The 21,905-nt window shown below is 66.4% G+C and carries 23 protein-coding genes and 1 pseudogene; 17 read left to right on the top strand and 7 right to left on the bottom strand.

Annotation, left to right across the window (positions count from 1 at the left end; all coding sequences use genetic code 11):
• Positions 1-50 precede the first annotated feature (50 nt).
• From AC0GNR_RS10170 to AC0GNR_RS10145, 6 genes and pseudogenes are all read left to right on the top strand, one after another.
• Entirely contained in the window at positions 51-1,376 is a 1,326-nt protein-coding gene (locus AC0GNR_RS10170) for an MFS transporter (protein ID WP_472900841.1), read from the top strand.
• A 68-nt stretch (positions 1,377-1,444) separates the two neighbouring features.
• Positions 1,445-2,494: a DMT family transporter gene (locus AC0GNR_RS10165; RefSeq protein ID WP_472900840.1), complete on the top strand. Its 1,050-nt coding sequence runs from the start codon at positions 1,445-1,447 to the stop codon at positions 2,492-2,494.
• Between the two features lie 135 nt (positions 2,495-2,629).
• Positions 2,630-3,586, top strand: coding sequence for a chromate resistance protein ChrB domain-containing protein (locus AC0GNR_RS10160; RefSeq protein ID WP_472900839.1), 957 nt, complete (start codon positions 2,630-2,632; stop codon positions 3,584-3,586).
• On the top strand, positions 3,583-4,953 hold the full coding sequence (gene chrA, locus AC0GNR_RS10155; RefSeq protein WP_472900838.1) for a chromate efflux transporter: 1,371 nt from the start codon (positions 3,583-3,585) through the stop codon (positions 4,951-4,953). Before AC0GNR_RS10160 ends, chrA begins: the two co-directional genes overlap by 4 nt.
• A gap of 18 nt (positions 4,954-4,971) precedes the next feature.
• Entirely contained in the window at positions 4,972-5,607 is a 636-nt protein-coding gene (locus AC0GNR_RS10150; protein ID WP_472900837.1) for a rhodanese-like domain-containing protein, read from the top strand.
• Positions 5,604-5,921: pseudogene (locus tag AC0GNR_RS10145) on the top strand (chromate resistance protein ChrB domain-containing protein). The gene AC0GNR_RS10150 and the pseudogene AC0GNR_RS10145 overlap by 4 nt, the downstream one beginning before the upstream one ends.
• Here AC0GNR_RS10145 and AC0GNR_RS10140 read toward each other — a convergent pair.
• Both AC0GNR_RS10140 and AC0GNR_RS10135 read right to left on the bottom strand, forming a co-directional pair.
• Entirely contained in the window at positions 5,842-6,747 is a 906-nt protein-coding gene (locus AC0GNR_RS10140; protein ID WP_472900836.1) for a sterol desaturase family protein, read from the bottom strand. The pseudogene AC0GNR_RS10145 and the gene AC0GNR_RS10140 overlap by 80 nt on opposite strands.
• A 29-nt stretch (positions 6,748-6,776) precedes the next feature.
• Positions 6,777-7,436, bottom strand: coding sequence for an ArsR/SmtB family transcription factor (locus AC0GNR_RS10135; protein WP_472900835.1), 660 nt, complete (start codon positions 7,434-7,436; stop codon positions 6,777-6,779).
• A 137-nt stretch (positions 7,437-7,573) separates the two neighbouring features.
• Between AC0GNR_RS10135 and AC0GNR_RS10130 the strand changes: the two genes are divergently transcribed.
• The 6 genes from AC0GNR_RS10130 to AC0GNR_RS10105 all read left to right on the top strand — a co-directional run bounded on the left by AC0GNR_RS10130 (position 7,574) and on the right by AC0GNR_RS10105 (position 14,208).
• Positions 7,574-8,461, top strand: a complete 888-nt coding sequence (locus AC0GNR_RS10130; protein WP_472900834.1) for an energy transducer TonB family protein — start codon at positions 7,574-7,576, stop codon at positions 8,459-8,461.
• Positions 8,462-8,544: 83 nt separating this feature from the next.
• On the top strand, positions 8,545-8,796 hold the full coding sequence (locus tag AC0GNR_RS10125; protein WP_472900833.1) for a type II toxin-antitoxin system Phd/YefM family antitoxin: 252 nt from the start codon (positions 8,545-8,547) through the stop codon (positions 8,794-8,796).
• A complete protein-coding gene (locus AC0GNR_RS10120; RefSeq protein ID WP_472900832.1) occupies positions 8,783-9,160 on the top strand; it encodes a type II toxin-antitoxin system RelE family toxin in 378 nt (125 codons plus the stop codon). The genes AC0GNR_RS10125 and AC0GNR_RS10120 overlap by 14 nt, the downstream gene beginning before the upstream one ends.
• 113 nt (positions 9,161-9,273) lie before the next feature.
• Positions 9,274-9,423, top strand: coding sequence for a hypothetical protein (locus AC0GNR_RS10115; protein ID WP_472900831.1), 150 nt, complete (start codon positions 9,274-9,276; stop codon positions 9,421-9,423).
• A gap of 54 nt (positions 9,424-9,477) precedes the next feature.
• Positions 9,478-13,281 carry a class I SAM-dependent DNA methyltransferase gene (locus tag AC0GNR_RS10110; RefSeq protein WP_472900830.1) on the top strand — a complete coding sequence of 1,268 codons (3,804 nt, stop codon included), beginning with the start codon at positions 9,478-9,480 and terminating at the stop codon, positions 13,279-13,281.
• Between the two features lie 30 nt (positions 13,282-13,311).
• Entirely contained in the window at positions 13,312-14,208 is an 897-nt protein-coding gene (locus AC0GNR_RS10105) for a DUF2971 domain-containing protein (RefSeq protein ID WP_472900829.1), read from the top strand.
• Positions 14,209-14,253: 45 nt separating this feature from the next.
• Here AC0GNR_RS10105 and AC0GNR_RS10100 read toward each other — a convergent pair whose 3' ends face one another.
• Positions 14,254-14,829 carry an ORF6N domain-containing protein gene (locus AC0GNR_RS10100; protein ID WP_472900828.1) on the bottom strand — a complete coding sequence of 192 codons (576 nt, stop codon included), beginning with the start codon at positions 14,827-14,829 and terminating at the stop codon, positions 14,254-14,256.
• 171 nt (positions 14,830-15,000) lie between these two features.
• Here AC0GNR_RS10100 and AC0GNR_RS10095 point away from each other — a divergent pair, with 171 nt between their 5' ends.
• Positions 15,001-15,147 carry a hypothetical protein gene (locus AC0GNR_RS10095; protein ID WP_472900827.1) on the top strand — a complete coding sequence of 49 codons (147 nt, stop codon included), beginning with the start codon at positions 15,001-15,003 and terminating at the stop codon, positions 15,145-15,147.
• Positions 15,148-15,286: 139 nt separating this feature from the next.
• Here AC0GNR_RS10095 and AC0GNR_RS10090 read toward each other — a convergent pair whose 3' ends face one another.
• Entirely contained in the window at positions 15,287-16,255 is a 969-nt protein-coding gene (locus AC0GNR_RS10090) for a LysR family transcriptional regulator (RefSeq protein WP_472900826.1), read from the bottom strand.
• 149 nt (positions 16,256-16,404) lie between these two features.
• Here AC0GNR_RS10090 and AC0GNR_RS10085 point away from each other — a divergent pair, with 149 nt between their 5' ends.
• Together AC0GNR_RS10085 and AC0GNR_RS10080 are read left to right on the top strand one after the other, a co-directional pair.
• The gene (locus AC0GNR_RS10085; RefSeq protein WP_472900825.1) at positions 16,405-17,946 is read left to right on the top strand and encodes an NADP-dependent isocitrate dehydrogenase; all 1,542 of its coding nucleotides are present in this window, start codon (positions 16,405-16,407) and stop codon (positions 17,944-17,946) included.
• A 126-nt stretch (positions 17,947-18,072) separates the two neighbouring features.
• Positions 18,073-18,453, top strand: coding sequence for a VOC family protein (locus tag AC0GNR_RS10080; protein WP_472900824.1), 381 nt, complete (start codon positions 18,073-18,075; stop codon positions 18,451-18,453).
• Between the two features lie 187 nt (positions 18,454-18,640).
• On the opposite strand, the gene AC0GNR_RS10075 is transcribed toward AC0GNR_RS10080, so the two are convergent.
• From AC0GNR_RS10075 to AC0GNR_RS10065, 3 genes are all read right to left on the bottom strand, one after another.
• Positions 18,641-18,970 carry an addiction module antidote protein gene (locus tag AC0GNR_RS10075; protein WP_472900823.1) on the bottom strand — a complete coding sequence of 110 codons (330 nt, stop codon included), beginning with the start codon at positions 18,968-18,970 and terminating at the stop codon, positions 18,641-18,643.
• A 149-nt stretch (positions 18,971-19,119) separates the two neighbouring features.
• Entirely contained in the window at positions 19,120-19,266 is a 147-nt protein-coding gene (locus AC0GNR_RS10070) for a hypothetical protein (RefSeq protein ID WP_472900822.1), read from the bottom strand.
• 46 nt (positions 19,267-19,312) lie between these two features.
• Positions 19,313-20,188 (bottom strand): alpha/beta hydrolase, encoded by an 876-nt coding sequence (locus AC0GNR_RS10065; RefSeq protein ID WP_472900821.1) that lies wholly within the window; start codon positions 20,186-20,188, stop codon positions 19,313-19,315.
• A 109-nt stretch (positions 20,189-20,297) separates the two neighbouring features.
• Here AC0GNR_RS10065 and AC0GNR_RS10060 point away from each other — a divergent pair, with 109 nt between their 5' ends.
• The gene (locus AC0GNR_RS10060; RefSeq protein ID WP_304841056.1) at positions 20,298-20,642 is read left to right on the top strand and encodes an XRE family transcriptional regulator; all 345 of its coding nucleotides are present in this window, start codon (positions 20,298-20,300) and stop codon (positions 20,640-20,642) included.
• A 2-nt stretch (positions 20,643-20,644) separates the two neighbouring features.
• A complete protein-coding gene (locus AC0GNR_RS10055) occupies positions 20,645-21,871 on the top strand; it encodes a type II toxin-antitoxin system HipA family toxin (RefSeq protein WP_472900820.1) in 1,227 nt (408 codons plus the stop codon).
• The last annotated feature ends 34 nt before the right edge of the window (positions 21,872-21,905 follow it).

The raw sequence follows: 21,905 nt of genomic DNA, 5'->3' as shown, positions 1-21,905 counted from the left end.
GGCTCCTGCGGCTCCTGCGGCCTCCGAAAGCTTCAACCCCGAGACCCGACATGCTGGACATTCTTTCCCACCGCACCTACCGCCATCTGTTCGCCGCACAGGTGATTGCTTTGATCGGAACCGGGCTGGCCACCGTGGCACTCGGGCTGCTGGCCTTCGACCTGGCTGGCGACAACGCGGGCATGGTGCTGGGCACGGCGCTGGCCATCAAGATGATCGCGTACGTCGGCGTGGCACCGGTCGCAGCGGCTTTTGCCGAGCGCCTGCCCCGGCGCACCATGCTCGTCACGCTGGACCTGGTTCGGGCGGCCGTGGCCCTGCTGTTGCCGTTTGTCAGCCAGATCTGGGAGGTCTATGTGCTGATCTTTGTGTTGCAGGCAGCTTCGGCCGCCTTCACGCCCACCTTCCAGGCCACCATCCCCGACGTGCTGCCGGATGAGAAGGACTACACCAAGGCCTTGTCGCTCTCCCGCCTGGCGTACGACATGGAGAGCCTGGTCAGTCCCATGCTGGCAGCGGCTTTGCTCACGGTGATGGGTTTTCACGATCTGTTCGCCGGCACGGTGCTGGGGTTCCTGGCCTCGGCAGCGTTGGTGGTGTCGGTGGTGCTGCCAGCGCATCCGGCACCGCCGCGCCGCGGCATCTACGACCGCACCACGCGCGGGCTGCGCATCTACCTGGCTACCCCCCGGTTGCGTGGTCTGCTGGCCGTCAGCGCGGCCGTGGCTGCGGCCGGCTCCATGGTGTTTGTCAATACGGTGGTCATCGTCCAGGCCGGTATGGGCCTCACCCAGATCGCGGTGGCTCAGGCGCTGGCCAGTTTTGGTGCCGGCTCCATGGTGGCGGCACTGGTGCTGCCGCGTCTGCTGGAGAAACTGGCTGATCGACGCGTGATGCTCGGCGGCATCGGGTTGATGGTGGCGGGCCTGTTCGCCGGCGCCTGGGTGGTGGGACCGGTGTCGCTGATGACGCTGTGGTTTGCCCTTGGTCTGGGTTACGCCACCGCCCAGACACCCTCCGGGCGCCTGTTGCGACGATCCTCGCATCCGGAGGATCGTCCTGCGTTGTTCGCCGCGCAGTTCGCCCTGTCGCACGCCTGCTGGTTGTTGTTTTATCCCTTGGCGGGCTGGCTCGGTTCGCGTTACGGCATGCCGGCGACCTTTGCGGTCCTGGGCTGCGCGGGCGCCTTGAGCCTCTGGGTCACTTCGATGGTCTGGCCTTCCCAAGACCCGGAGGTCCTCGAGCACGACCACCCCGAATTGCCCATCGGGCATGCCCACACGCAAGGTGCCCTCGCCAGCCAAAACGGGATGCGTCATGCGCACCCCTTTGTGGTCGATGACCACCATCCACGCTGGCCCCGTGCAGGCAAGTGATGGCCTCATCCGACATCCCCTAAAGGACTCGCCATGACAGGCCTCCGCGCCGCAAGCCATCCATCGCCATGAGCACCACGGTCTCGCCCGCCCTGCGCGGCGGCGCGCTGGCGTTGCTGGCTGCCGCCCTGTTTGGCCTCAGCACGCCGCTGGTGCAGCGCTTCGGCCAAGGGCTCGGCCCATTCAGCACGGCGGCTTTGCTCTACGCCGGCGCCGCGCTGGTGGCCCTGTGGCTGCGCCGGGGTGCGGCGGTTGAAGCGCCACTGCGCCGCAGCGACATGCCGCGCCTGCTCGCCATGGTCGCCACCGGGGCCGTCGTGGGGCCGGTGGCGCTGGCCTGGGGCTTGCAGCGCACCAGCGGCGCCAGCGCCTCGCTGCTGCTCACGCTTGAAGCGGTGTTCACCGCCGTGCTGGCCTGGCGCTGGTATGGCGAGGTGCTCGACGGGCGGGTCAAAACCGCCGTGGCCCTGCTGCTGGCCGGTGGCGCGCTGCTGGTGCTGGACCAGGGCCTCACCGGCCAGGTGCAGTTGCTCGGGCTGCTGGCTGTGGCGGTGGCCACCGTGGCCTGGGGCGTGGACAACACGCTTTCGCGCGGCGTGGCCGAGCGCGACCCCGGCCAGGTGGTGCTCGTCAAAGCCGCGCTGGGTGCCAGCGTCACCACCGCCATCGCACTCGCCTGGGGCGAGCCACGGCCCGCATGGCCCGCCGCGCTGGCGCTGCTGGCCGTGGGCGCCACCGGCTACGGGCTGAGCCTGCGTTTTTATTTGCTGGCGCAGCGCAGCTTTGGCGCCGCGCGCACCGGCTCGGTGTTTGCCTTTGCGCCCTTTATCGGCGCGCTGGGTGCGTTTGCGCTGGGCGAGCGCTCGGCCAGTGTTTTGCTGCTGGCCGGCGGCGCGCTCATGGTGGCCGGTGTGCTGATTCACCTGGCTGAAAACCACGCCCACGAACACAGCCACGAAGCGCTCGACCACGAGCACGCCCACGCCCACGACGACGGCCACCACCTGCACCGCCACAGCCCCATGCCCACCGGCCCACACAGCCACCCGCACCACCACAGCCCGCTGCGCCACAGCCACCCGCACATGCCCGATGTGCACCACACGCACCGGCATTGAGAGAAATACACCCGCCGCGCTTCGCGCGAGTCCCTCCGGGGGCGGCGGTGCGAGTGACACCGTAGCTTCAGTGCTTTTCTCTTGCCTGAGGTATTAATATATACGTTACTTTTTTTGTGATATATATTTCAATCCATGCTGGCCATCCTTATCCTCACCCTTCCGACCCAGCCCAACGCGGTGCGCGTGCGCGTCTGGCGTGCGCTCAAGAACCTGGGCTGCGGTGCTTTGCGCGACGGTGCCTACCTGCTCCCTGCAGAACACGCGGCGCTGTTTGAGCCGCTCGCCGCCGAGGTGCGCGAACACGGCGGCTCGGCCATGGTGCTGTCGCTCTCGCCGCAAGGCGATGCTCAGCGCGACGAGTTGTTGGCGCTGTTCGACCGCACCGAGGTTTATGCCTTGTGGCGCGACACCGCCACCGCGCTGCAGGAGGAGCTGCCCGCGCTGAGCGAAACCGAGGCGCGCCGGCGTGGCCGCGCGGTGGCCGAGGCGCTGCAAGCGCTGCGCCGGATTGACTACTACCCCGGCGCGGCCGCCGGACAGGCCCAGTCCGAGCTGGATGCGCTGCGGCTCGCGCTGGACGCGCGGTTCTCGCGCGGTGAGCCCCAGGCCCAGCGCGACCACGGCATCGAGCGGCTCGACCGGCGCAAGTTCCAGGGCAAGCGCTGGGCCACCCGCGCCCGGCCCTGGGTGGACCGGCTCGCCTGCGCCTGGCTGATCCGGCGATTCATCGATCCGCAGGCCCGTTTCGTCTGGCTGCCCGACCCGGCGGGCAGCACGCCCGCGCCGCGCGGTGCGCTGGGCTTCGACTTCGACGGCGCCCGCTTCACCCACGTGGGCGCACGCGTCAGCTTCGAGGTGCTGATCGCCGCCTTCGGCCTCGATGCGGACGCCCGCCTGCAGCGCATCGCCGGCGCCGTGCACTACCTGGACGCGGGCGGAATTCCGGTGCCGGAGGCGCCGGGTCTGGAAGGTGTGCTGGGCGGCTTGCGCGAACTGCACGCCGACGACGACGCGCTGGTCGCCGCCGCAGCTGCCGTGTTCGATGCCTTGTACGCCGCGCCTTCGCCTTCGACGGTAACCGCACCATGACCCCCACAACCCCACCCGCCCAAGCGGGCATCGAAGCGCTGGCCGCACCCGCCGCCGTCAGCTTCGCTGAGGCCTTCCGCTTCTGGCTCAAGCTCGGCTTCATCAGTTTCGGCGGCCCGGCCGGGCAGATTGCGATCATGCACACCGAGCTGGTGGAGCGCCGCCGCTGGATCAGCGAGCAGCGTTTCCTGCACGCGCTGAACTACTGCATGTTGCTGCCCGGCCCCGAGGCGCAGCAACTCGCCATCTACATCGGCTGGCTGTTGCACCGCACCTGGGGCGGCATCGTGGCCGGCGCGCTGTTTGTGCTGCCCTCGCTGTTCATCCTGATCGCCCTGAGCTGGATCTACCTGCGCTTTGGCGACGTGCCGCTGGTGGCCGGGCTCTTTTACGGGCTCAAGCCGGCCGTGACCGCCCTGGTGCTGCACGCCGCCCACCGCATCGGCACGCGGGCGCTTAAGAACCGCTGGATGTGGGGCATCGCTGCCGCGTCGTTCGTAGCCATCTTTGCGTTCGACACACCGTTCCCCGCCATCGTGCTGGCCGCAGCGCTCATCGGTCACTACGGCGCTCAGCGCTGGCCGGCCGTGTTTGCCCTGGGTGGCGGGCATGGCAGTGCCAAACAAGGCTATGGACCAGCCTTGATCGACGACCACACGCCCACGCCGGCCCACGCCCGTTTCTCGCGCAGCCACCTGGCCAAGGTGCTCGCGGTCGGCCTGGGGCTGTGGCTGCTGGCCATGGCGCTGCTGGTGGCCGTCAACGGCCTGCAAGGCACGCTCACGCTCATGGGCTGGTTCTTCACCAAGGCCGCGTTGCTCACCTTCGGCGGCGCCTACGCCGTGCTGCCCTACGTGTACCAGGGTGCGGTCGAGACCCACCAGTGGCTCAGCGGCCCGCAGATGATCGACGGCCTGGCACTGGGCGAGACCACCCCCGGCCCGCTCATCATGGTGGTGGCCTTTGTGGGCTTCGTGGGCGGCTGGCTCAAAGAAGTGCTCGGGCCCGATGCGCTGTTCCTCGGTGGTGCGCTGGCCGCCACGGTGGTGACGTTTTTCACCTTCCTGCCGTCGTTCGTGTTCATCCTGGTGGGCGGCCCGGTGGTCGAGGCCACCCACGGCAAGCTGGGCTTCACCGCGCCGCTCTCGGCCATCACCGCCGCGGTGGTCGGCGTGATCCTGAACCTCGCCATGTTCTTCGCGTACCACGTGCTGTGGCCGCAGGGCTTTAACGGGCGCTTCGATGCCGTGTCCGCCGCCATCGCCGCGAGCGCTGCGGTGGCCTTGTTTCGCTACAAGGTGGGTGTACTGCAGCTCCTCGGCGCCTGTGCGGTGACCGGGCTTGCAGCCAGCCATTTGTTTTCTTGATTCACCCAAGGAGCTTCCATGGAACCCGCATGCACCCTGGCCCTGAGCGCCAACTTCGGTAGCGTCCAAAGATGGCGCGAGGCATTTGCGGCTGGCGCCAAGGGCTCTGCGGGCAGGGCTGGCAAGATGCAGCTGGTATTTCAGCCATGCGATGGCACGCTGATCAATTGGTGGGTGACGGACAAAACGCCAGCGCAGGAGGGCTCGCCGATCCTGATGCTGGAGATGGACGATCCCAAGCCCTCGCCAGACGCAGCGGCCCAGGTCGAAGCCTTCATGACCCAGATCGACTGGGCGTTGGTGTACGCGCGCTACCAGCTGGCGGTGCACGCCTCGAGCGAGGCTCACAGCGTGACCTCCGACGCGGTGGGTGACGCGGTGATGATCGATGTGCGCCGAGCCGGCGTGTACGAGCAGGCGGGCACGGTGATCCCCGGCGCCCGCTGGCGCGACCCTACCGCCGTGGGCACCTGGGCCGCCGAGCTGCCGACCGACCGCGCCGTGATCGTCTACTGCGTCCATGGACACGAGGTGAGCCGTGCCACAGCGCTGCGCCTGCGCGCGGCCGGCATGGACGCGCGCTACCTGCGCGGCGGCATTCACAGCTGGCAGGCCGATGGCCGCCCGACCCAATCCAAAGGAGCCGCACCATGAAATGGATCACCCGCAAACGCCCGAAGATCGACCGCATCGCCTGCCTGTGGCTCATCAGCGGCATCATCAACCCGGCCGCTGGATTTTTGTAGGCGCCGGCAGCCGGTGTGCTGAGGTTTGCTGCTGGAACGGGCGCCACGCCCTACGACATCCCCGGCGCGGACATCACGCACGCGGTCGAGCGGTGCAGCTTCGACGCGTTTCTGTCTCAACACGCGCGGGTCGGCTTCCGCTTCATGGCGTTTTTTGCCGGGGTGGGGCTGTGGGCGCGGAGGCGTCTGGTGCCGCTTTGGGACCGTATTGGCGGCGGTTGACGGCGTAGTCGGTAACCGGCCCCTTGAAGGGCAAGCTCAGCAGGCCCGGCAGACGCGCCACCTCGTGCGGGTCGGTGTGGTCATGAATGCCGATGGTCATGCCCAGCTGGCCTGCGCGCGGCTGCTCGCGGTAGGTGCCCAACAACCGGTCCCACCAGGTCAGGTTGAAGCCAAAATTGCTGTTGCTCTCGTCGTCTTCCACCGAATGGTGCACGCGGTGCATGTCCGGTGTCACCAGAAACCAGCGCAACACCCGGTCCACCCGCGTGGGCAGCCGGATGTTGCCGTGGTTGAACATGGCACAGGCGCTGAGCAGCACCTCAAACACCAGCACCGCCAACACCGGCGCCCCCAGCAGCACGATGGTGGCGAACTTGATGCCCATCGACAGCACGATCTCCAGCGGGTGAAAGCGCGCCCCGGTGGTCAGGTCGTAGTCCACATCGGCGTGGTGCACCCGGTGCAGCCGCCACAGCGCGGGCACGGCGTGCACCATCACGTGTTGCAGCCAGATCGCAAAGTCCATCGCCGCCACCGCCAGCGGCACGGCCAGCCAGAGCGGCACGGCGTACAGATTGAGCAAGCCCCAGCCCCGCTCGGCCGCCAGCGCCGCCACGCCCACCGCTGCCAGCGGGAACATCAGGCGCACCACCACCGTGTTCAGCAGCACCAGCCCCAGGTTGGCCGTCCAGCGCTGCCTGCGGCTCAGCAGCAGGGCGCGGCGTGGCGACGCTGTTTCCCACAACGCCACCAACGCAAACACCCCCACAAAAAACCCCATGCGGATCAGCGGCTCGTTGGCCATCACCCAGGTTTCAAATGCCATGCCGGTTTCTCCCAAGTCGATGAAGTCCATCAAACCGCCAGCGCCAGCCCGGCCGCCTGCCATTCGCTCACGCCGTCCAGCATCTTGCGGGCCCTGAAACCCTCGGCGCGCAGCAGCTCCACCGCCGCGTCCGACATCAGGCAAAACGGCCCCCGGCAATACGCCACGATCTCGCGGTCTTTGGGCAGCGCGGCCAGGCGCTGGCGCAACTCGTCCAGCGGCACGCTGCGCGCATGCGGCAGGTGGGCGCTGGCGTATTCGTGCGCGGGCCGTACGTCAATCACCACCACCTCGCCGCGCCGCGCCTGTGCCATCAGGGCCTTGCGGTCCAACGGTTCCATCTGCTCCGGCGCCTGCACGAGCTGCGCAAAAGCGCGTTGAAATTCCAGCAAATGCGCCTCGGCCACCGCGCGCAACTGCACGCCCAGCACCGCCACATCGGCCCCCGTGAGCCGGTACACCACAAACTTGCCCTCGCGCCGGCCCTCCACCAGCTGCGCCTCGCGCAGCGCCTTCAGGTGGGCGCTCGTCAGGCGGATGTCCATGCCCAGCTGCTGCGCCAGCGCGTCCACGGTTTGCTCGCTCTGTGCCAACGCCTCCAGCAGCTCCAGCCGCTTGGGGCTTGCCAAGGCTTTGCCGATCCGGGCCACCTGTTCGTACAAGGCTGTTTTCAGGCCGCGTTCATCCATGAATACAATCCAATGATCGTTAGAATGTTGCCATTTTATGTCCCCACCACGCTGCGCCGCACCGGCGCTTGGCCAACGCCCTTCACATGCCTGCGCGCCGCACAGCCCAGGGCCGGCCAGTGACCGCACGCCCTTGCATGGCTGACCCAGACGCCCCCGCGCCCGAACGCAAGCACCAGCGCTGGGCCTTGGGCTTGTCTCTGGTGCTGCACATCGTCGCCGCAGGGCTGCTCATTCAGGTAGCCGGCCCCTCCGTGCCCGACCGCCCGGACCCCCCACAAGAAACCCTCGTCTTTCTGGCCAACATGCTGCCCGCCGAGCCGCCCCCGGCTGAGCCCGAGCCCAAGCCCACGCCGCCAGCCACCCCACCCAACCTGGCGACCCCCGCCAAGCCAGAGCCGCCCGCCCCCAACGCGCCCGACCTGGCCACCCCGCAACCCGGCCAGGCTTACATGGACGCGCCGCCCGCACCCACCGCCGAAGAGTGGGCCATGGCCGCCACCTACACCCTCAAAAACGCCAAGCGCTACCGCCACAACTGGGGCCAGCAAGTGCGCAGCATGATGGGCACCGCCCTGGAAGGCCCCGAGCAAGGGGCCGTGCGCTTTCGCATCGAAATCGCGCCCAGCGGCCAGCTCGCCCAGCTCGACACCCTGTGGACCACCTCGCCCACGGTGGAACAACGCGCCCGCCAGGCCGTGCAGCGCATGCCGCCGCTGCCACCCACCCCCAACGGCAAGCCCCTGGTGTTTGAAAAAACCATCGTGTTTGACGCCTACACCGCTGAAGCCCCACCGCTTTACAAGGACGACTGCGAGCCCGACCCGGTGCAGCACGGCAACCGCTTTGTGTGGGACGGCCGCTCGCCCCAAACCACCGCCGCTGCCAAAGCGCCAGCACAACCGCTCGACCCCGCCGCCTACGCCGAATGCCTGAAGCAACTGCCCCAAGACAGCATCGAAGCCGAAGCCGCCAGCGACGAGCGCCAGCAAAAGCAATGGGCCTCGCCCACGCTGGGGCGCTGAGGCAGCGACCCGTATTGGCTTTGCGTCCCGGTTGACGCTGTGTTTTTTAAGCGCCAAAATTAGCGTCATTACTGGAGCTAAATATGGAATCCGTCCACGCCAATTTGTCTGTGAGCATGTCCGAGTTCAAAAAGAATCCGGCCGCCATCCTGCGCGAGTCCCGCAACCGCCCCGTGGCAGTGCTTAACCACAATCGACCCGCCTTCTACATGATCGAACCCCAGCTGTTTGAAGCCATGATGGAAGAGCTGGCCGACAGCGATCTCTACCGCAAAGCTGCGGCCCGTCTGGCCGACAAGTCTCCATCGGTCGAGGTCAGCCTTGACCAGCTCTGAGGGCTGCACCACCCACCGCTACACGCTGCGCTTCAAAGCCGAAGCGCTGGCCGAATGGAACGCGCTGGACGGGTCCGTACGAGCCCCACTCAAGAAACTGCTCGCCAAGCGGCTGGACAACCCTCATGTTCCTGGCGGTGAGCTGCACGGCACGCTGGCTGGTTGCTACAAGATCAAGCTGCTGAAGCAGGGCGTGCGCTTGGTTTATGCAGTCGAAGACCACCAGCTCGTCGTGCTCGTGCTCGCGGTGGACAAGCGTGAAGACGGCGTGGTCTACGGGTCGGCCGCAGCGCGTTGGCCCAAAGCTGCACCCGCCACACCGCCGCTGGCCCCGTCCACCCGTCGACGCAAACCCGGCGCTTGATTTCCGCGTAGCCCGTCTTGCCCCTTCCCCCGCTGGGGGAAGGCTGGGATGGGGGCCGCGCCCAAACCTCCGCTCCGTTCCGACTTTCATGGTCATCGCATACCATGGGTCTTATGTACAAACTGGCGCTCTTCACCCTGTGTTTGACCGTGATGGCTTTGGGTGGCGGTGCCACGGGTTTGAGTTTGGTGCTGGGTGTTTTGGGCTTTGCGCTGGGTGCGCTGGCGCTGTGTATGGACGCGCTGAAAGTACTGACCCGCTGAACGCAGCCCCCGACAAGGGCTAACCACCGTGCCCGGCTTCTATCATCGGAGCCCATGCACCACAAAAACCCCCCAGGGACCCCCACCACCGACGACAGCGCTGTCACCGCTGCCGCCACCGAGGCCGCTGCAGGCTTCATCCAGCGCTGGCACGGCGTGGCCGCTTCTGAGCTGGCCACTTCGCAGAGCTTTGTCATTGAGCTGTGCGCGCTGCTGGGCGTGGCCCCGCCCACGCACGAGCCGCATTACCAGTTTGAGCGGCCCATCACCTTTCAGCACGGCGACGGCTCCACCAGCGCCGGGCGGGTGGACTGCTACAAGCGCGGCCACTTTGTGTGGGAGAGCAAAAAACTCAAGGCCGGCATCACCGCCCAGCAAGCCGGTGCAGCGCCGACCAAAGCCTTTGACGACGCGCTGCTCAAAGCCCGCACCCAGGCCGAAAACTACGCCCGTGCCTTGCCGGCCGCCGAGGGCCGCCCGCCCTTTGTGGTGGTGGTCGACGTGGGCCACGTCATTGAGCTTTACGCCGAATTCACCCGCAGCGGCGCCACCTACACGCCGTACCCCGACCCGCGCAGCCACCGCATCCGCCTGGCGCAGCTGGCCGACCCCGCCATCCGCGCGCGGCTCAAAGCGCTGTGGACCGACCCGCTCAGCCTCGACCCTTCGCGCGTCAGCGCCAAGGTGACGCGCGCCGTGGCCGCCGAGCTGGCCAACTTGGCCAAAAGCCTGGAAGCCGCCGGCCACCGCCCCGAGCCCGTGGCCGCCTTTCTCACCCGCTGCCTCTTCAGCATGTTTGCCGAAGACGTGGGCCTGCTCCCCGACAACCAGCAGCCCGGCGCCACGGACACCGGCAGCTTTGCCCACCTGCTCAAAACCTACCGCGAACAGCCCGCCACCCTGGCGCAAATGCTCAAGGTGTTTTGGCAGGGCATGGACGTGGGCGGCTTCAACGCGGCCATTGCGCAAGACGTGTTGCGCTTCAACGGCAAGCTCTTCAAAGGCGCCGGGGTGGACGGCTACGTGTTGCCGCTCAACACCACGCAAATTGACGGCCTGCTGCGCGCTGCCAGCGCCAACTGGAAAGAAGTGGAGCCCGCCATTTTTGGCACCTTGCTGGAACGCGCGCTCGACCCCACCGAACGCCACGCCCTGGGCGCCCACTACACGCCGCGCGCCTATGTGGAGCGGCTGGTGTTGCCCACCGTGGTGGAGCCGCTGCGCGCCGACTGGGCCAACGCTCAGGCCGCCGCCGTGGTGCTGGCGCGCGAGGCCGACGGGCTGGACGGCAAAAAACGCGAAGCCAAACTGGAAGAAGCCCGCGCCGAACTGCGCCGCTTTCACCACCAGCTCTGCACCACCCGCGTGCTGGACCCGGCCTGCGGCAGCGGCAACTTTTTGTATGTGACGCTGGAACACCTGAAGCGCCTGGAAGGCGAGGTGATGAACCAGCTCGAAGCCTTTGGCGAAACGCAAGACAAGCTGGGCCTGGAAGGCGAAACCGTCACCCTGCAGCAGCTGCGCGGTATAGAGCTGAACCAGCGCGCCGCCGCCCTGGCCGAGCTGGTGCTGTGGATCGGCTGGCTGCAATGGCATGTGCGCACGCGCGGCCTGGCCAGCGTGGCCGAGCCCGTGGTGCACGACTACGGCAACATCGAGCACCGCGACGCCGTGCTGGCCTTTGAGCGCGCCGAACCCGCGCTGGACGCTGCGGGCAACACCATCACCCGCTGGGACGGCACCACCTTCAAAACCCACCCCGTCACCGGCGAGCCCGTGCCCGACGATGCGGCGCAGGTGGTGCAGTGGGCCTATGTGAACCCGAGCCCCGCCGAGTGGCCGGCGGCCGATTTCATTGTGGGCAACCCGCCGTTCATTGGCGCGGGCGCCATGCGCGCCGCGCTGGGCGACGGGTATGCGCAAACGCTGCGCGCCGCCTGGCCCGAGGTGCCCGAGAGCGCGGACTTTGTGATGTATTGGTGGCACCACGCTGCAGTTCAGGTGCGGGCGGGCAGCGCCCGGCGCTTCGGCTTCATCACCACCAACAGCCTGCGCCAGACGTTCAACCGCCGCGTGATCGAGGCGCACCTGAGCGCGCCCAAAAACCCGCTCACCCTGGCCTTTGCCGTGCCCGACCACCCGTGGGTGGACGGCGCGGGCGACGCCAATGTGCGCATTGCCATGAGCGTGGGCGAGTGCCCCGCCGCGCGGGCCGAGCCTGCTGAAGCCGAGCCCGGGCGCTTGCTCACCGTGCGCGAAGAGCGCGCCACCGGCGACGGCGAAGTGGCGGTGATGCTGGACGAACAGCGCGGCCTGTTGCACGCAGACCTGCGCCTCGGCGCCAACGTGGCGAGCGCCAAGCCGCTACAAGCCAATTTGAACCTGAGCAACCGGGGCGTGCAGCTATTCGGCGCGGGCTTTATCGTCACCCGCGAAGAAGCCGCTGCCTTGCTCCCTCCCCCGCTGGGGGAGGGCGGGGGTGGGGGCTCGCCCGCCCAGGTGCCCCTCATCCGCGAATACCGCAACGGCCGCGACCTCAACGCAAGGCCGCGCGATGTGTTGGTGATCGACGCCTTCGGCCTGAGCGCCGAGCAACTGCGCGAGCGCTTTCCGGCGGTGTTCCAGTGGTTGGTGGAACGCGTTAAACCGGAGCGTGACTTGAACAACCGAGTCAGTCGCCGCGAAAACTGGTGGTTGTTCGGCGAGACAAATCCCAAACTGCGTTTGCAACTCGCCGGAATGTCGCGCTACATCGCTACGGTCGAGACAAGTAGGCATCGCATGTTTCAGTTCCTCGACGCGAGCGTGTTGCCAGACAACAAGTTAGTCGCTGTGGCGCTCAGCGAAGCTTGGCAACTTGGCGTGCTTTCGAGCGCGATTCATGTTCCATGGGCGCTGGCGACCGGCAGCTGGCTTGGCGTGGGAAACGACTCCGTTTACGTCAAGTCCCGCTGCTTCGAAACCTTCCCCTTCCCCAGCGACGACACCGGCCTCACCCCCGAACTCACCGAGCGCATCCGCCACCTGGCCGAGCAGCTGGACGCGCACCGCAAGGCGCGCCAGGCGGCGCATGAATCCGTCACGCTCACCGGCATGTACAACGTGCTCGACAAACTGCGCCGCCACGAGCCGCTTACGCCCAAGGACAAAACCCTGCACGAGCAGGGCCTGGTGAGCGTGTTGCAAAGCCTGCACGACGAGCTGGACGCGGCGGTGTTGATGGCCTACGGCTGGAGCGACCTGGGCGCCGTGCCGTGGGCCGATGAAACCGCTCGCGCCGCGTGGACCGAAACCCTGCTGGAGCGGCTGGTGGCGCTGAACGCCAAACGCGCCGCCGAAGAAGCGGCCGGCACCGTGCGCTGGCTGCGCCCCGAGTTTCAAGACCCGGCGCGGCGCGCGGCCGCCGAGACGGCGCAAGGGCTCCCTTCGACAGGCTCAGGGCGATCGGGGATCCAGGCTCAGCCCGAACGGGAGGGGGCTCAGCCCGAACAGGGCGGCGAGCAGGCGGGCATTGACGGTGTGGAGAGCGAGGCCGAAGCACAGTCCCGCGCCGAAGCTACCCGCGCAGACACCCGCGAGAGCGCTGACGACAGCGCCCAGCCCGCCGCAGCGCTCCCGCCCGCAGCCGCCACCACCACAATTACCCAGCCCTGGCCGCCCACGCTGCCCGAGCAGGTGCGCGCGGTGGCGCAGCTGCTGGGCGCCAGCCCGGCCCCGCTGGCGCTGGCGGCCATTGAAGCCAGCTTCAAAGGCAAAGGCCCGTGGAAGAAAGGCTTGCCCCGCATTTTGGACACGCTGGAAGCCCTGGGCCGTGCGCAGCGGGTGGACACCGAAGTGGGCGGCGCCTGGCGCGGGTGATGCGCCGGGCTAGGGTTTTCGAAAAAAAATATGGAAAAAATGACACAGTGGACTGAGCGAAATACCTATCAAAAGTCGTACCTGACCTATCAAGGGGAGTTTCCATTTGCACTGTTCCGGTACAGGACGGTAGCGCCGGACACGTTGGATCGACTCATCGATTTCGAGATAGCTCAGGACGGGATCTACCTGTCCGCTTTGAAGGACTTGAACGATCCAGATGAGGCCCGATTTCACCTGCGCTTCGCAGGGAACGGCGAGGACATGGTTGCGTACTTTTGGCGGGGAATTCGTGAATCACAGCCGTTCTTGTCTGACGAGGCCGTGATGGCGATCGCGCAGAAGAACTTTCAAGAATTGCGGGACAACAATTTTGTTCCCACAGATCACGTTTTTCACTACACGAGGCACTGTTTGATGCACGTCCTTCGTGTGGCCTGCTTTACAACCAGTCCGACAAACTTTTCCATGTGGGCCAACTACGCGAAGCACAAAGACGCAGACGGCCATGCTGCAGATCACGCGGGAATTTGCATTGAATATCGATGCGACAAGTTGTGGCACGTTGGGGCTCTTCACCCGGTCCGCTACTCGGACGATGTGCCGGAAATCAATCCGGTCGATAGGAACGAAGAGGCCTTTGCACAAGTGCTTTACATGAAATCTCGTGAATGGCGCGGTGAGGAAGAGTGGCGCATTTCGTCCGTCTTGCAGACCGCTCCGCCGTTTGAGGGCAATTGGCAAGCCAACTGCAAAATCAAAATCCAAGGTGCAGTCGCCGCAGTGATATTTGGTGTGAGTACACCACAGGAAACGGTCGAGAAATTCGCCTCTCGTGTGAAGAAAGTTCGACCAGATATTGCGCTCAAGCGCGTTGTTCGAAATCCGCTGACGTGGGTCCGGGAGGTGGTCACTATTGAGGCTTGAGGCGAAACGTTGCGGGTCTGCTCAACTGGGACTAATTGCTGACGCTTAGGCTTTGCGCTGGGCCTTGGGCGCCTTGACGGCGCCCTTGTCCTCGGGCGGCACAAAACCAATGGGCCGCTTGGGCGTTTCGGGCGGCGTGGTCAGTTCACGCAGAGCGTCGAGCACCTGCCTGAGCTGGAGGCGGGTGTTGCGGCTAAAGCTGTCATGGTCCATCGCGAGCGCATCGGTTTTCTCCTCCAGCGCATCAAGCCTTTTGGAGAGGTCGCGGTGTTCAATGGCCGCTTCGCGCAGCTTGACGAAAGCACGCACGACATAGATGCCCATCTCAACGGCTTGGGCCGACGCCAGCACGTTGGCGGCCTGAATGGCGCCGTGTTCGGTAAAGGCGTGGGGCAGCGTTTTGGAAAATTTGAGCTTGGCGAGGTGGTCACAGTTTGTGACCACCTCCGTTTTCTCAGCCTCAATTAGCTGGAAAAGAAAATCGGACGGAAAGCGACTGGCGTTGCGTTTGACCGCTTGATTCAGTGCTTTGGTGGGCACGCCATAGAGTTCGGCCAGATCGGCGTCGATGATGACTTTGACGCCGCGCACTAGCTGGATGCGCGGTTCGATGCGGTGCACGCTGAGTGTGTTCATGTTTGGTCCTCCCTGGATTCTTTCCGCGACCGTGCGGAAACGCAGTGCATGGTAAGCCAGTCATGCCAGACGGCCCCGTATGTTCGATGCGGTGACTAAATCACAACCCCCTGCCGCAGCAATGACACCATAGACCATTTGACAAAGGACGACCCCATGTCCAAGACTGATGCCTGTGAACTCGAACTGATGGCCGCTTTCGACAAGGGCGCGCTGAAGTCGGTCGCCACCAAGGCCGAGCTGGCGAAGTTCAAAGCGGCGGCGCGCGCCACCGCCTTGCAAGGCGAGCTGGTGAGCTGGTGAGCACCCGCCTGTCGTCGGGCGACTGGCGACTGGCGAGACTTTCAGGCCAACGCGCTGCAACAGGACATGCCCCACCAGACGCTCATGGCCCGCGTGCGGCACCCCTGCGCGACGGGGCGGCTGGCCGGGCGTTTAGCGCTCAGTGCGGCTGCCGCCCGGCGGCGCGCTTGTCCAAGGGCTCTTGCGCGCTTTGCAGGTAGGCCACCAGTTGCCGGGCCGGCGCGGCCAGCGGCGCGTCACTGCGCCACACCAGCGACCACTGGCGTTCGATGGGAAAGCCTTCGACCGGCAGGCGCACCCAGGGCGCGCCGGCGGCGGTGGCTGAGGCCGCGCCGGCCGGTTCCACCGCCAGGGCCGACACCACGGCCAGCCCCAGGCCGGCGCCCACGGCGTGTTTGATGGCTTCGTTGCTGCCCAGGCTCATGGCGATGCGGGGCGCGAAGCCGTGGTCGGCAAAGTGGCGCTCGGCCACCAGCCGGGTGCCGCTGCCGGCTTCGCGCATGAGCCAGCGTTCGTGGCTCAGCGCGCTCAGGGGCAGGGGTTGCGGGCTGTGGGCCAGCGGGTGGCTGCTGGGCGCGATGACGATCAGCGGGTTGTCCAGAAACGGCAGGCTTTGCAGCGGCAGTTCGGCGGGGGGCAGCATCATCACGGCCAGGTCGTCGGCCTGGCGGTGCAGGCGGGTGATGACGCGGTCGCGGTTTTCCACGGCCAGGTCAATTTCAACGCCGGGGTGCAGCGCGGCAAACGGGCCCAGCAGGTCGGGCACGAAGTATTCGGCGGTGGTCACCGCGGCGATGCGCAGGCGCCCGCGCAGCAGGCCGTGCAGGTCGCCCAGGCGGTCTTCAAAGCGCTGCCAGCAGGCGGCGATGTCGGTCACGGTGGCTTGCAGCGCTTCGCCCGCCGGCGTGAGGCGAATGCCCCGGCCCAGCGGCTCGAACATCGGTTCACCCACCAGCTCGGCCAGCTCGCGCAGCTGCACGCTCACGGTGGGCTGGCTCACATGCAGTTCGCGTGCGGCCTGGGTCACCGACATGAGGCGGGCGGTGGCTTCAAAGGCGCGCAGTTGCTGGGGCGAGGTGCGCAGCAGGCGTTTGATGGCGGTGGGCATGGGGCGGGTGGAGCGGGGTGGTTCGGCGGGTTGAACACATAGATTTTGGTCTATGTGTTCAATGAAAACAAAGTATTTTTCTTAATGCGTGATCTTGCCTACAGTGCGTCTACCCCCTAGCAGCCGCTGGGCACAACCCAGGACACACCATGAAAAACGACACCCCCCAAGACCTGCTGAACCAAGCCGAGACCACCGGGCAGACACCGGCCGACACGCTGGTGCCGATCACCGTGGCGCACGGCGACGGCATTGGCCCGGAGATCATGGCCGCCACGCTCAAGGTGCTGATGGCCGCCGGCGCGCGCATTGCGCCCGAAACCATCGAGATTGGTGAAAGGCTTTACCAGGCGGGCCACAGCAGCGGCATTGCGCCCGAGTCGTGGGACAGCTTGCGCCGCACCAAGGTGTTTTTGAAGGCGCCCATCACCACGCCCAGCGGTGGCGGCTACAAGAGCCTGAACGTGACCATCCGCAAGACGCTGGCGCTGTATGCCAACGTGCGGCCTTGCGTGAGTTACGCGCCGTTTGTGGCCACCAAGCACCCCAAGCTGGACCTGGTGATCGTGCGGGAAAACGAGGAAGACCTGTACGCGGGCATTGAGCACCGCCAGACCGACGAGGTGTTCCAGTGCCTGAAGCTCATCACCCGCCCGGGCTGCGAAAAGATCGTGCGCTACGCGTTTGAATACGCGCGGGCGAACGGCCGGAAAAAGGTCACTTGCATGAGCAAGGACAACATCATGAAGATGACCGACGGGCTGTTTCACCAGGTGTTCGACGAAATTCGCGTGGAATACCCCGAAATAGAAACCGATCACATGATCATCGACATTGGTGCGGCGCGGCTGGCCACGCGGCCCGAGCTGTTTGACGTGATCGTGACGCCCAACCTGTATGGCGACATCATCAGCGACATTGCCGCCGAAATGACCGGCGGCGTGGGCCTGGCGGGCAGCGCCAACATTGGCGAGCATGTGGCGATGTTTGAGGCCATCCACGGCAGCGCGCCCGACATTGCCGGCCAGGGCATTGCCAACCCCAGCGGTCTGCTGCTGGGCGCGGTGATGATGCTGGTGCATATTGGCCAGCCAGAGGTGGCGGCCCAGATCCACAACGCCTGGCTGCGCACGCTGGAAGACGGCGTGTTCACCGCCGACTTGCAGGGCGGCGAAGCGGGTGCGGTCAAGACCGGGCTGCCGCTGCCGTTTGGCAGCATGGACTTTGCCGACGCGATCATTGAGCGCCTGGGGCGCTTGCCCCAGCAGTTCAAGCCGGTGCGTTACCAGCAGGCCGCTGCGCTGCCGCCGGGCACGGCAGCCAAACCCCTGTATGTGCGGGCACCGGCGGCGCGCAAAGCGGTGGTGGGGGTGGACGTGTTTGTGCACCAGTCGGCGCTGAGCGCCGACGCCCTGGCCGTGCAGCTTCAGTCCAGCAACACCGCCGCGCTGGCGTTGCAGATGATCACCAACCGGGGTGTGAAGGTGTGGCCGGGCGGCTTCCCCGAAACCTTTTGCACCGACCACTGGCGCTGCCGTTTCGTGGCGGCCAGCGACGGCGGCGAGGTGGCGCAGCGCGACATTGTGGCCCTGCTGGGTGCGCTGACCGACGCCGGCGTGGACGTGATCAAGACCGAAAACCTGTGCACCTTTGATGGCGTGAAAGGCTTCGCCCTCGGCCAGGGGCAGTGAGGCCGCCAAGGCCGCCGGGCTATGGGGACAAGGCGCTGGCTGGCCGGAGGTGCGTGGGGTTGGCGGGTAACATCGGGCCGCCTTTTCACACCGCCCCGCTGTGGGCCAACAACAGGAGACAGAGCCATGTTCAGTCACGTCATGGTCGGCACGGCCGACCTCGAAAAATCCCGCCAGTTTTACGACGCCGTGTTGGGCACGCTGGGCATTGGCCCCGGCGTGGCCAACGGCAGCCGCTTTTTCTACCGCAGCCCCACCGGCACCTTTGGCATCACCACGCCCATCAACGGCGAGAGCGCATGCCACGGCAACGGCAGCACCATTGGCTTTAACGCGAACTCGCCCGAGCAGGCCGACGCCTTTCACGCCGCCGGTGTAGCCCATGGCGGCACCCCCTGCGAAGACCCGCCGGGCCTGCGCGGCACCCCCGGCGCGCAGATGTACCTGGCCTACCTGCGCGACCCCGACGGCAACAAGATTTGCGCGCTGCACCGCGTGCCGCGCTGATTTGTTGGCTTGAAAGGCGGTAGCCACCCGGGCAGTGCTGGCGTGGCGGCTGGTTGGCATAATGGGTCGGTGTTGGCGCGCTGAAGCCGCCAACCGGGGAGAGCCCCCACCCCAGCCCTCCTACAGTGGGGAAGGGAGCCCGGCCCGGCGCTTCGGCGGGCGGTGTCTGGCGCAGCGGCCTGCTGGATCAAGTGCCCGTGGGCACTGCCTGTGCGTGAAGCCTGACGCCAAGAGCCTTGGCCACCTTGAGCACCGTAGCGAAGCTGGGGTTGCCCTCAGCACTGAGGGCGCGGTAAAGGCTCTCGCGGCTCAGGCCGGCGTCTTTGGCTACTTGTGACATACCTTTTGCCCGCGCGATGTCGCCCAAAGCGCGGGCAATGCCGGCGGCGTCTTCCGGTGCTTCATCCAACCACGCGTCGAGGTAGGCGGCCATCTCTTCGGGTGTGCGCAGGTGTTCGGATACGTCGTAGGCCGAGGTCTTTGGATTCACAGGCGCTTTGGTGGCATTTTTTGTCATGACGACTCCACAAATTTTCGGTTGAGTTCCAGAGCAAGCGCGATGTCTTTGGTCTGGCTTGACTTGTCGCCGCCTGCGATGAGCAAAAGGATCTTGTTACCGCGTTGCGAGTAGTACACCCGGTAGCCGGGACCAACATCGATCTTGAGTTACGAGACGCCTTCCGTCAAATGGCGGTGAGAGCCCGCATTGCCATGGATCAAGCGATCAACGCGCATGAGCACCCTCGCCCGCCCGGTTCGGTCTTTCAGATCGTCAATCCAGTCGCGGTACTGGTCGGTCTTTTCCACTTGCATCGGCAAAGTGTAGCTCTTGAGCTACATCTGTGCAATGGTTGAATCGTTACGCTGCCGTCTTTTCAGCTAGAAACTCCAGCACCACCCGTTCAGCGGCAGCCGGGTCTGCAAAGGCTTCGTGGGTGCCGTCCAGGGTGAGCAAGCGGGCGTTGGCATCACCGCGCTGGGCGATGAGGGTTTGTGCGTCGGTCAGGGGCACGGCGGTGTCTTGTGCGCCGTGCAGCAGCAACACCGGGCAGCGCGCTTGCGCCAGAGTGGCCAGCGGGGCGATTCGATCAAAACGTGTGCCGATGACCCATTCCACATAGCGGTTGACCAGCCAGCCCAGCGGCCAGTAGGGCACGCGGTAGGTGGCCAGCCAGCGCCGCATGACCTGTTCGGGGTGGGCAAAGGCGCCCACGCTCACCGCCGCTGCCAGCCCCGGCCGGCGCGAGGCCACCAGCAACACCGCCGCACCCCCCACCGAATGGCCGAGCGCGGCCAGGCGCTGCGCGTCCACTTCGGGTTGCTGGGCGAGCCAGTCGAGGGCGCGGTCGAGGTCGTCGGCAAATCGGGGCAGGGAGCTGTGGTCGTCCCGGCTGCTGCGGCCGTGGTTGCGCGACTCGGGCAGCAGCACGGCGTAGCCGGCGGCGTGCAGGGCCTGCGCGGCGGGCAGCAGGGTGCTGGCGTTGCCGCCCCAGCCGTGCATGAGCGCCACAGCGGGCGCCGCGCCGTCCTGCGCCAGCGGCGGCAGGTACCAGGCAAACAGGCGCAGGCCGTTGGGTCCGTTCAGGTGCATGCTGCGGGCGCTCAGGCCCAGTTCGGCGGGCTGGGTGCCGGCCACAGTGGCGGTGGGGGCAAGGCCCCAGCGCAGCAGCTGGCGTGCACCCAGCAGGGCGACGCCGGCCAGGGCGAGGGAGAGGACGAGGGGGTTGAGCGTCATGCGGGAGGGGGCTGCGGGTGTGTGCATTATGAATGCGCATGGTTCGGCCTTATGGTTTTTCTGAAAAATCAAAACGACACAAAAAACGTATTCTGTTAAAGTTTGCGTTATGCCAAAACCATCTGCTGCGGCCGAACAGCTGCCCGCGTCGGCCGCCAAGGCGCTGCGCGACCTGGGTGAAAACCTGGCGCTGGCCCGCCAGCGCCGCAGGGAAAGCCTGCGCGCCTGGGCCAGCCGCATGGCGGTGTCGGTGCCCACATTGATCCGCATGGAAAAAGGCGACCCTTCGGTGGGCATGGGGGTGTACGCCACGGCGTTGTGGCTCATGGGCCGCCACGCCGCCTTGCCCGAAGTGGCTGCGCCTGCGCACGATCTGAATGCCCTGGAGCAAGACCTTGAAGCCGTGCGCCAGCGGGGGCGGCGCATGTCGCGCAAACCGGCAGAGGTGGTGTGAGCATGCCGTACCAAGCCCAAGACAGCATGAGCCTGTGGTACCTGGCCAACCCGGCGGCCCCGCAGCGCATCGGCACCTTAAGTTTGCAGGACAACCGCCGCAAGGTGGGTCTGAGCTACGCACCGGGCTGGTTGGCGGGGCCGCACGGTTTTGCCTTGAGCGAAGACCTGCCGTTGCAGCCCGGTTTGCACCTGTCCGCAGAGCGCGACACGGCTGCCGGTGCGGTGGACGACGCCCGGCCAGACCAATGGGGCGAGCGCGTGATTCGGCTCCTTGAGCGGCCCGCCCGCTTGTCGTTGCTCGAGTATTTGTATTTCGCGGGCGATGACCGGTTTGGGGCCTTGGGCGTTTCGTTGCAGGACGGGGTGTATGAACCCGCACCCACGGCGGTGATGGCGAGCTTTGATGCGCTGAGCGACTTGCACCGCACCGTGCAGCGCGTGATGGCGGGGGACGCCCTCAACGAACAACAGCGCCGCCTGTTGCAGCCGGGTGTGAGCATGGGCGGGGCGCGGCCCAAGTCTTTGATGCACATGGACGGACACGCCTGGGTGGTCAAGTTTTCAGACGGCGGTGAGCTGGACGCGCCGCTGATTGAGCACGCCAGCATGCAACTGGCCCAGCTGTGCGGCATTCAAACGGCCGAGACCCGGGCGCTGCCTTTGCCGCAAGGGCACGCAGTGGCCGTGCGCCGGTTTGACCGCGAGGGCGCTCGCCGCCTGCATGTGCAGTCGGCCTTTGTGGCGCTGCGTGCAGCGGGTGAGCCCATGGGGTACCCCGAGCTGGCGCAGTTGCTGCGGCGCCTGGGCCGCCCGGAGCAGGTGCGCGCACAGCAGCAGGAGCTGTTCAGGCGCATGGTGTTCAATATCTTGATCGACAACACGGACGACCACGAAAAAAACCATGCGTTGGTGCGCGGTACAGATGGTTTTTATGCCTTGTCTGCGGCCTTCGACGTGCTGCCCGCCGCGCAAGGTCTGGGCTACCAGCAGATGCGCGTGGGCCAGCGAGGCCATGAGGCCAGCCTCGCCAACGCCTTGTCCGAAGCCCATGCGTTTGGGCTCAGCGCCGCTGCTGCGCGCAGCATGGCCGCCAACATTGGCCAGCAAGTGGCGCAATGGAAACCGGTGTTTCAGGGCTTGGGTGTGCCCGCGGCGGATCTGGCCGTGTTGGCCCAATACCTGGACGGTGCTCATTTGACCGCGCAGCGTTTGGAAGCCTTGGGCTGACCTGGCGTTCCCGGGAGCAGCGCTGGCATGGGTC

The sequence above is a fragment of the Hydrogenophaga sp. LT287 genome (assembly GCF_055702805.1).
The sequence above is the reverse complement of the archived record's forward strand: the minus strand, read 5'-3'. Positions and strand labels throughout refer to the sequence as shown.

Excerpts from the sequence above, each read along its gene's own strand:
- AC0GNR_RS10110 (WP_472900830.1), top strand. The coding sequence starts at position 9,478 with ATGCACCACAAAAACCCCCCAGGGACCCCCACCACCGACGACAGCGCT.
- AC0GNR_RS10090 (WP_472900826.1), bottom strand. The coding sequence starts at position 16,255 with ATGCCCACCGCCATCAAACGCCTGCTGCGCACCTCGCCCCAGCAACTG.
- AC0GNR_RS10165 (WP_472900840.1), top strand. The coding sequence starts at position 1,445 with ATGAGCACCACGGTCTCGCCCGCCCTGCGCGGCGGCGCGCTGGCGTTG.
- AC0GNR_RS10080 (WP_472900824.1), top strand. The coding sequence starts at position 18,073 with ATGTTCAGTCACGTCATGGTCGGCACGGCCGACCTCGAAAAATCCCGC.
- chrA (WP_472900838.1), top strand. The coding sequence starts at position 3,583 with ATGACCCCCACAACCCCACCCGCCCAAGCGGGCATCGAAGCGCTGGCC.
- AC0GNR_RS10060 (WP_304841056.1), top strand. The coding sequence starts at position 20,298 with ATGCCAAAACCATCTGCTGCGGCCGAACAGCTGCCCGCGTCGGCCGCC.
- AC0GNR_RS10115 (WP_472900831.1), top strand. The coding sequence starts at position 9,274 with ATGTACAAACTGGCGCTCTTCACCCTGTGTTTGACCGTGATGGCTTTG.
- AC0GNR_RS10160 (WP_472900839.1), top strand. The coding sequence starts at position 2,630 with ATGCTGGCCATCCTTATCCTCACCCTTCCGACCCAGCCCAACGCGGTG.
- AC0GNR_RS10095 (WP_472900827.1), top strand. The coding sequence starts at position 15,001 with ATGTCCAAGACTGATGCCTGTGAACTCGAACTGATGGCCGCTTTCGAC.
- AC0GNR_RS10135 (WP_472900835.1), bottom strand. The coding sequence starts at position 7,436 with ATGGATGAACGCGGCCTGAAAACAGCCTTGTACGAACAGGTGGCCCGG.
- AC0GNR_RS10125 (WP_472900833.1), top strand. The coding sequence starts at position 8,545 with ATGGAATCCGTCCACGCCAATTTGTCTGTGAGCATGTCCGAGTTCAAA.
- AC0GNR_RS10070 (WP_472900822.1), bottom strand. The coding sequence starts at position 19,266 with ATGCAAGTGGAAAAGACCGACCAGTACCGCGACTGGATTGACGATCTG.
- AC0GNR_RS10140 (WP_472900836.1), bottom strand. The coding sequence starts at position 6,747 with ATGGCATTTGAAACCTGGGTGATGGCCAACGAGCCGCTGATCCGCATG.
- AC0GNR_RS10085 (WP_472900825.1), top strand. The coding sequence starts at position 16,405 with ATGAAAAACGACACCCCCCAAGACCTGCTGAACCAAGCCGAGACCACC.
- AC0GNR_RS10055 (WP_472900820.1), top strand. The coding sequence starts at position 20,645 with ATGCCGTACCAAGCCCAAGACAGCATGAGCCTGTGGTACCTGGCCAAC.
- AC0GNR_RS10130 (WP_472900834.1), top strand. The coding sequence starts at position 7,574 with ATGGCTGACCCAGACGCCCCCGCGCCCGAACGCAAGCACCAGCGCTGG.
- AC0GNR_RS10075 (WP_472900823.1), bottom strand. The coding sequence starts at position 18,970 with ATGACAAAAAATGCCACCAAAGCGCCTGTGAATCCAAAGACCTCGGCC.
- AC0GNR_RS10065 (WP_472900821.1), bottom strand. The coding sequence starts at position 20,188 with ATGACGCTCAACCCCCTCGTCCTCTCCCTCGCCCTGGCCGGCGTCGCC.
- AC0GNR_RS10105 (WP_472900829.1), top strand. The coding sequence starts at position 13,312 with ATGGAAAAAATGACACAGTGGACTGAGCGAAATACCTATCAAAAGTCG.
- AC0GNR_RS10170 (WP_472900841.1), top strand. The coding sequence starts at position 51 with ATGCTGGACATTCTTTCCCACCGCACCTACCGCCATCTGTTCGCCGCA.
- AC0GNR_RS10150 (WP_472900837.1), top strand. The coding sequence starts at position 4,972 with ATGGAACCCGCATGCACCCTGGCCCTGAGCGCCAACTTCGGTAGCGTC.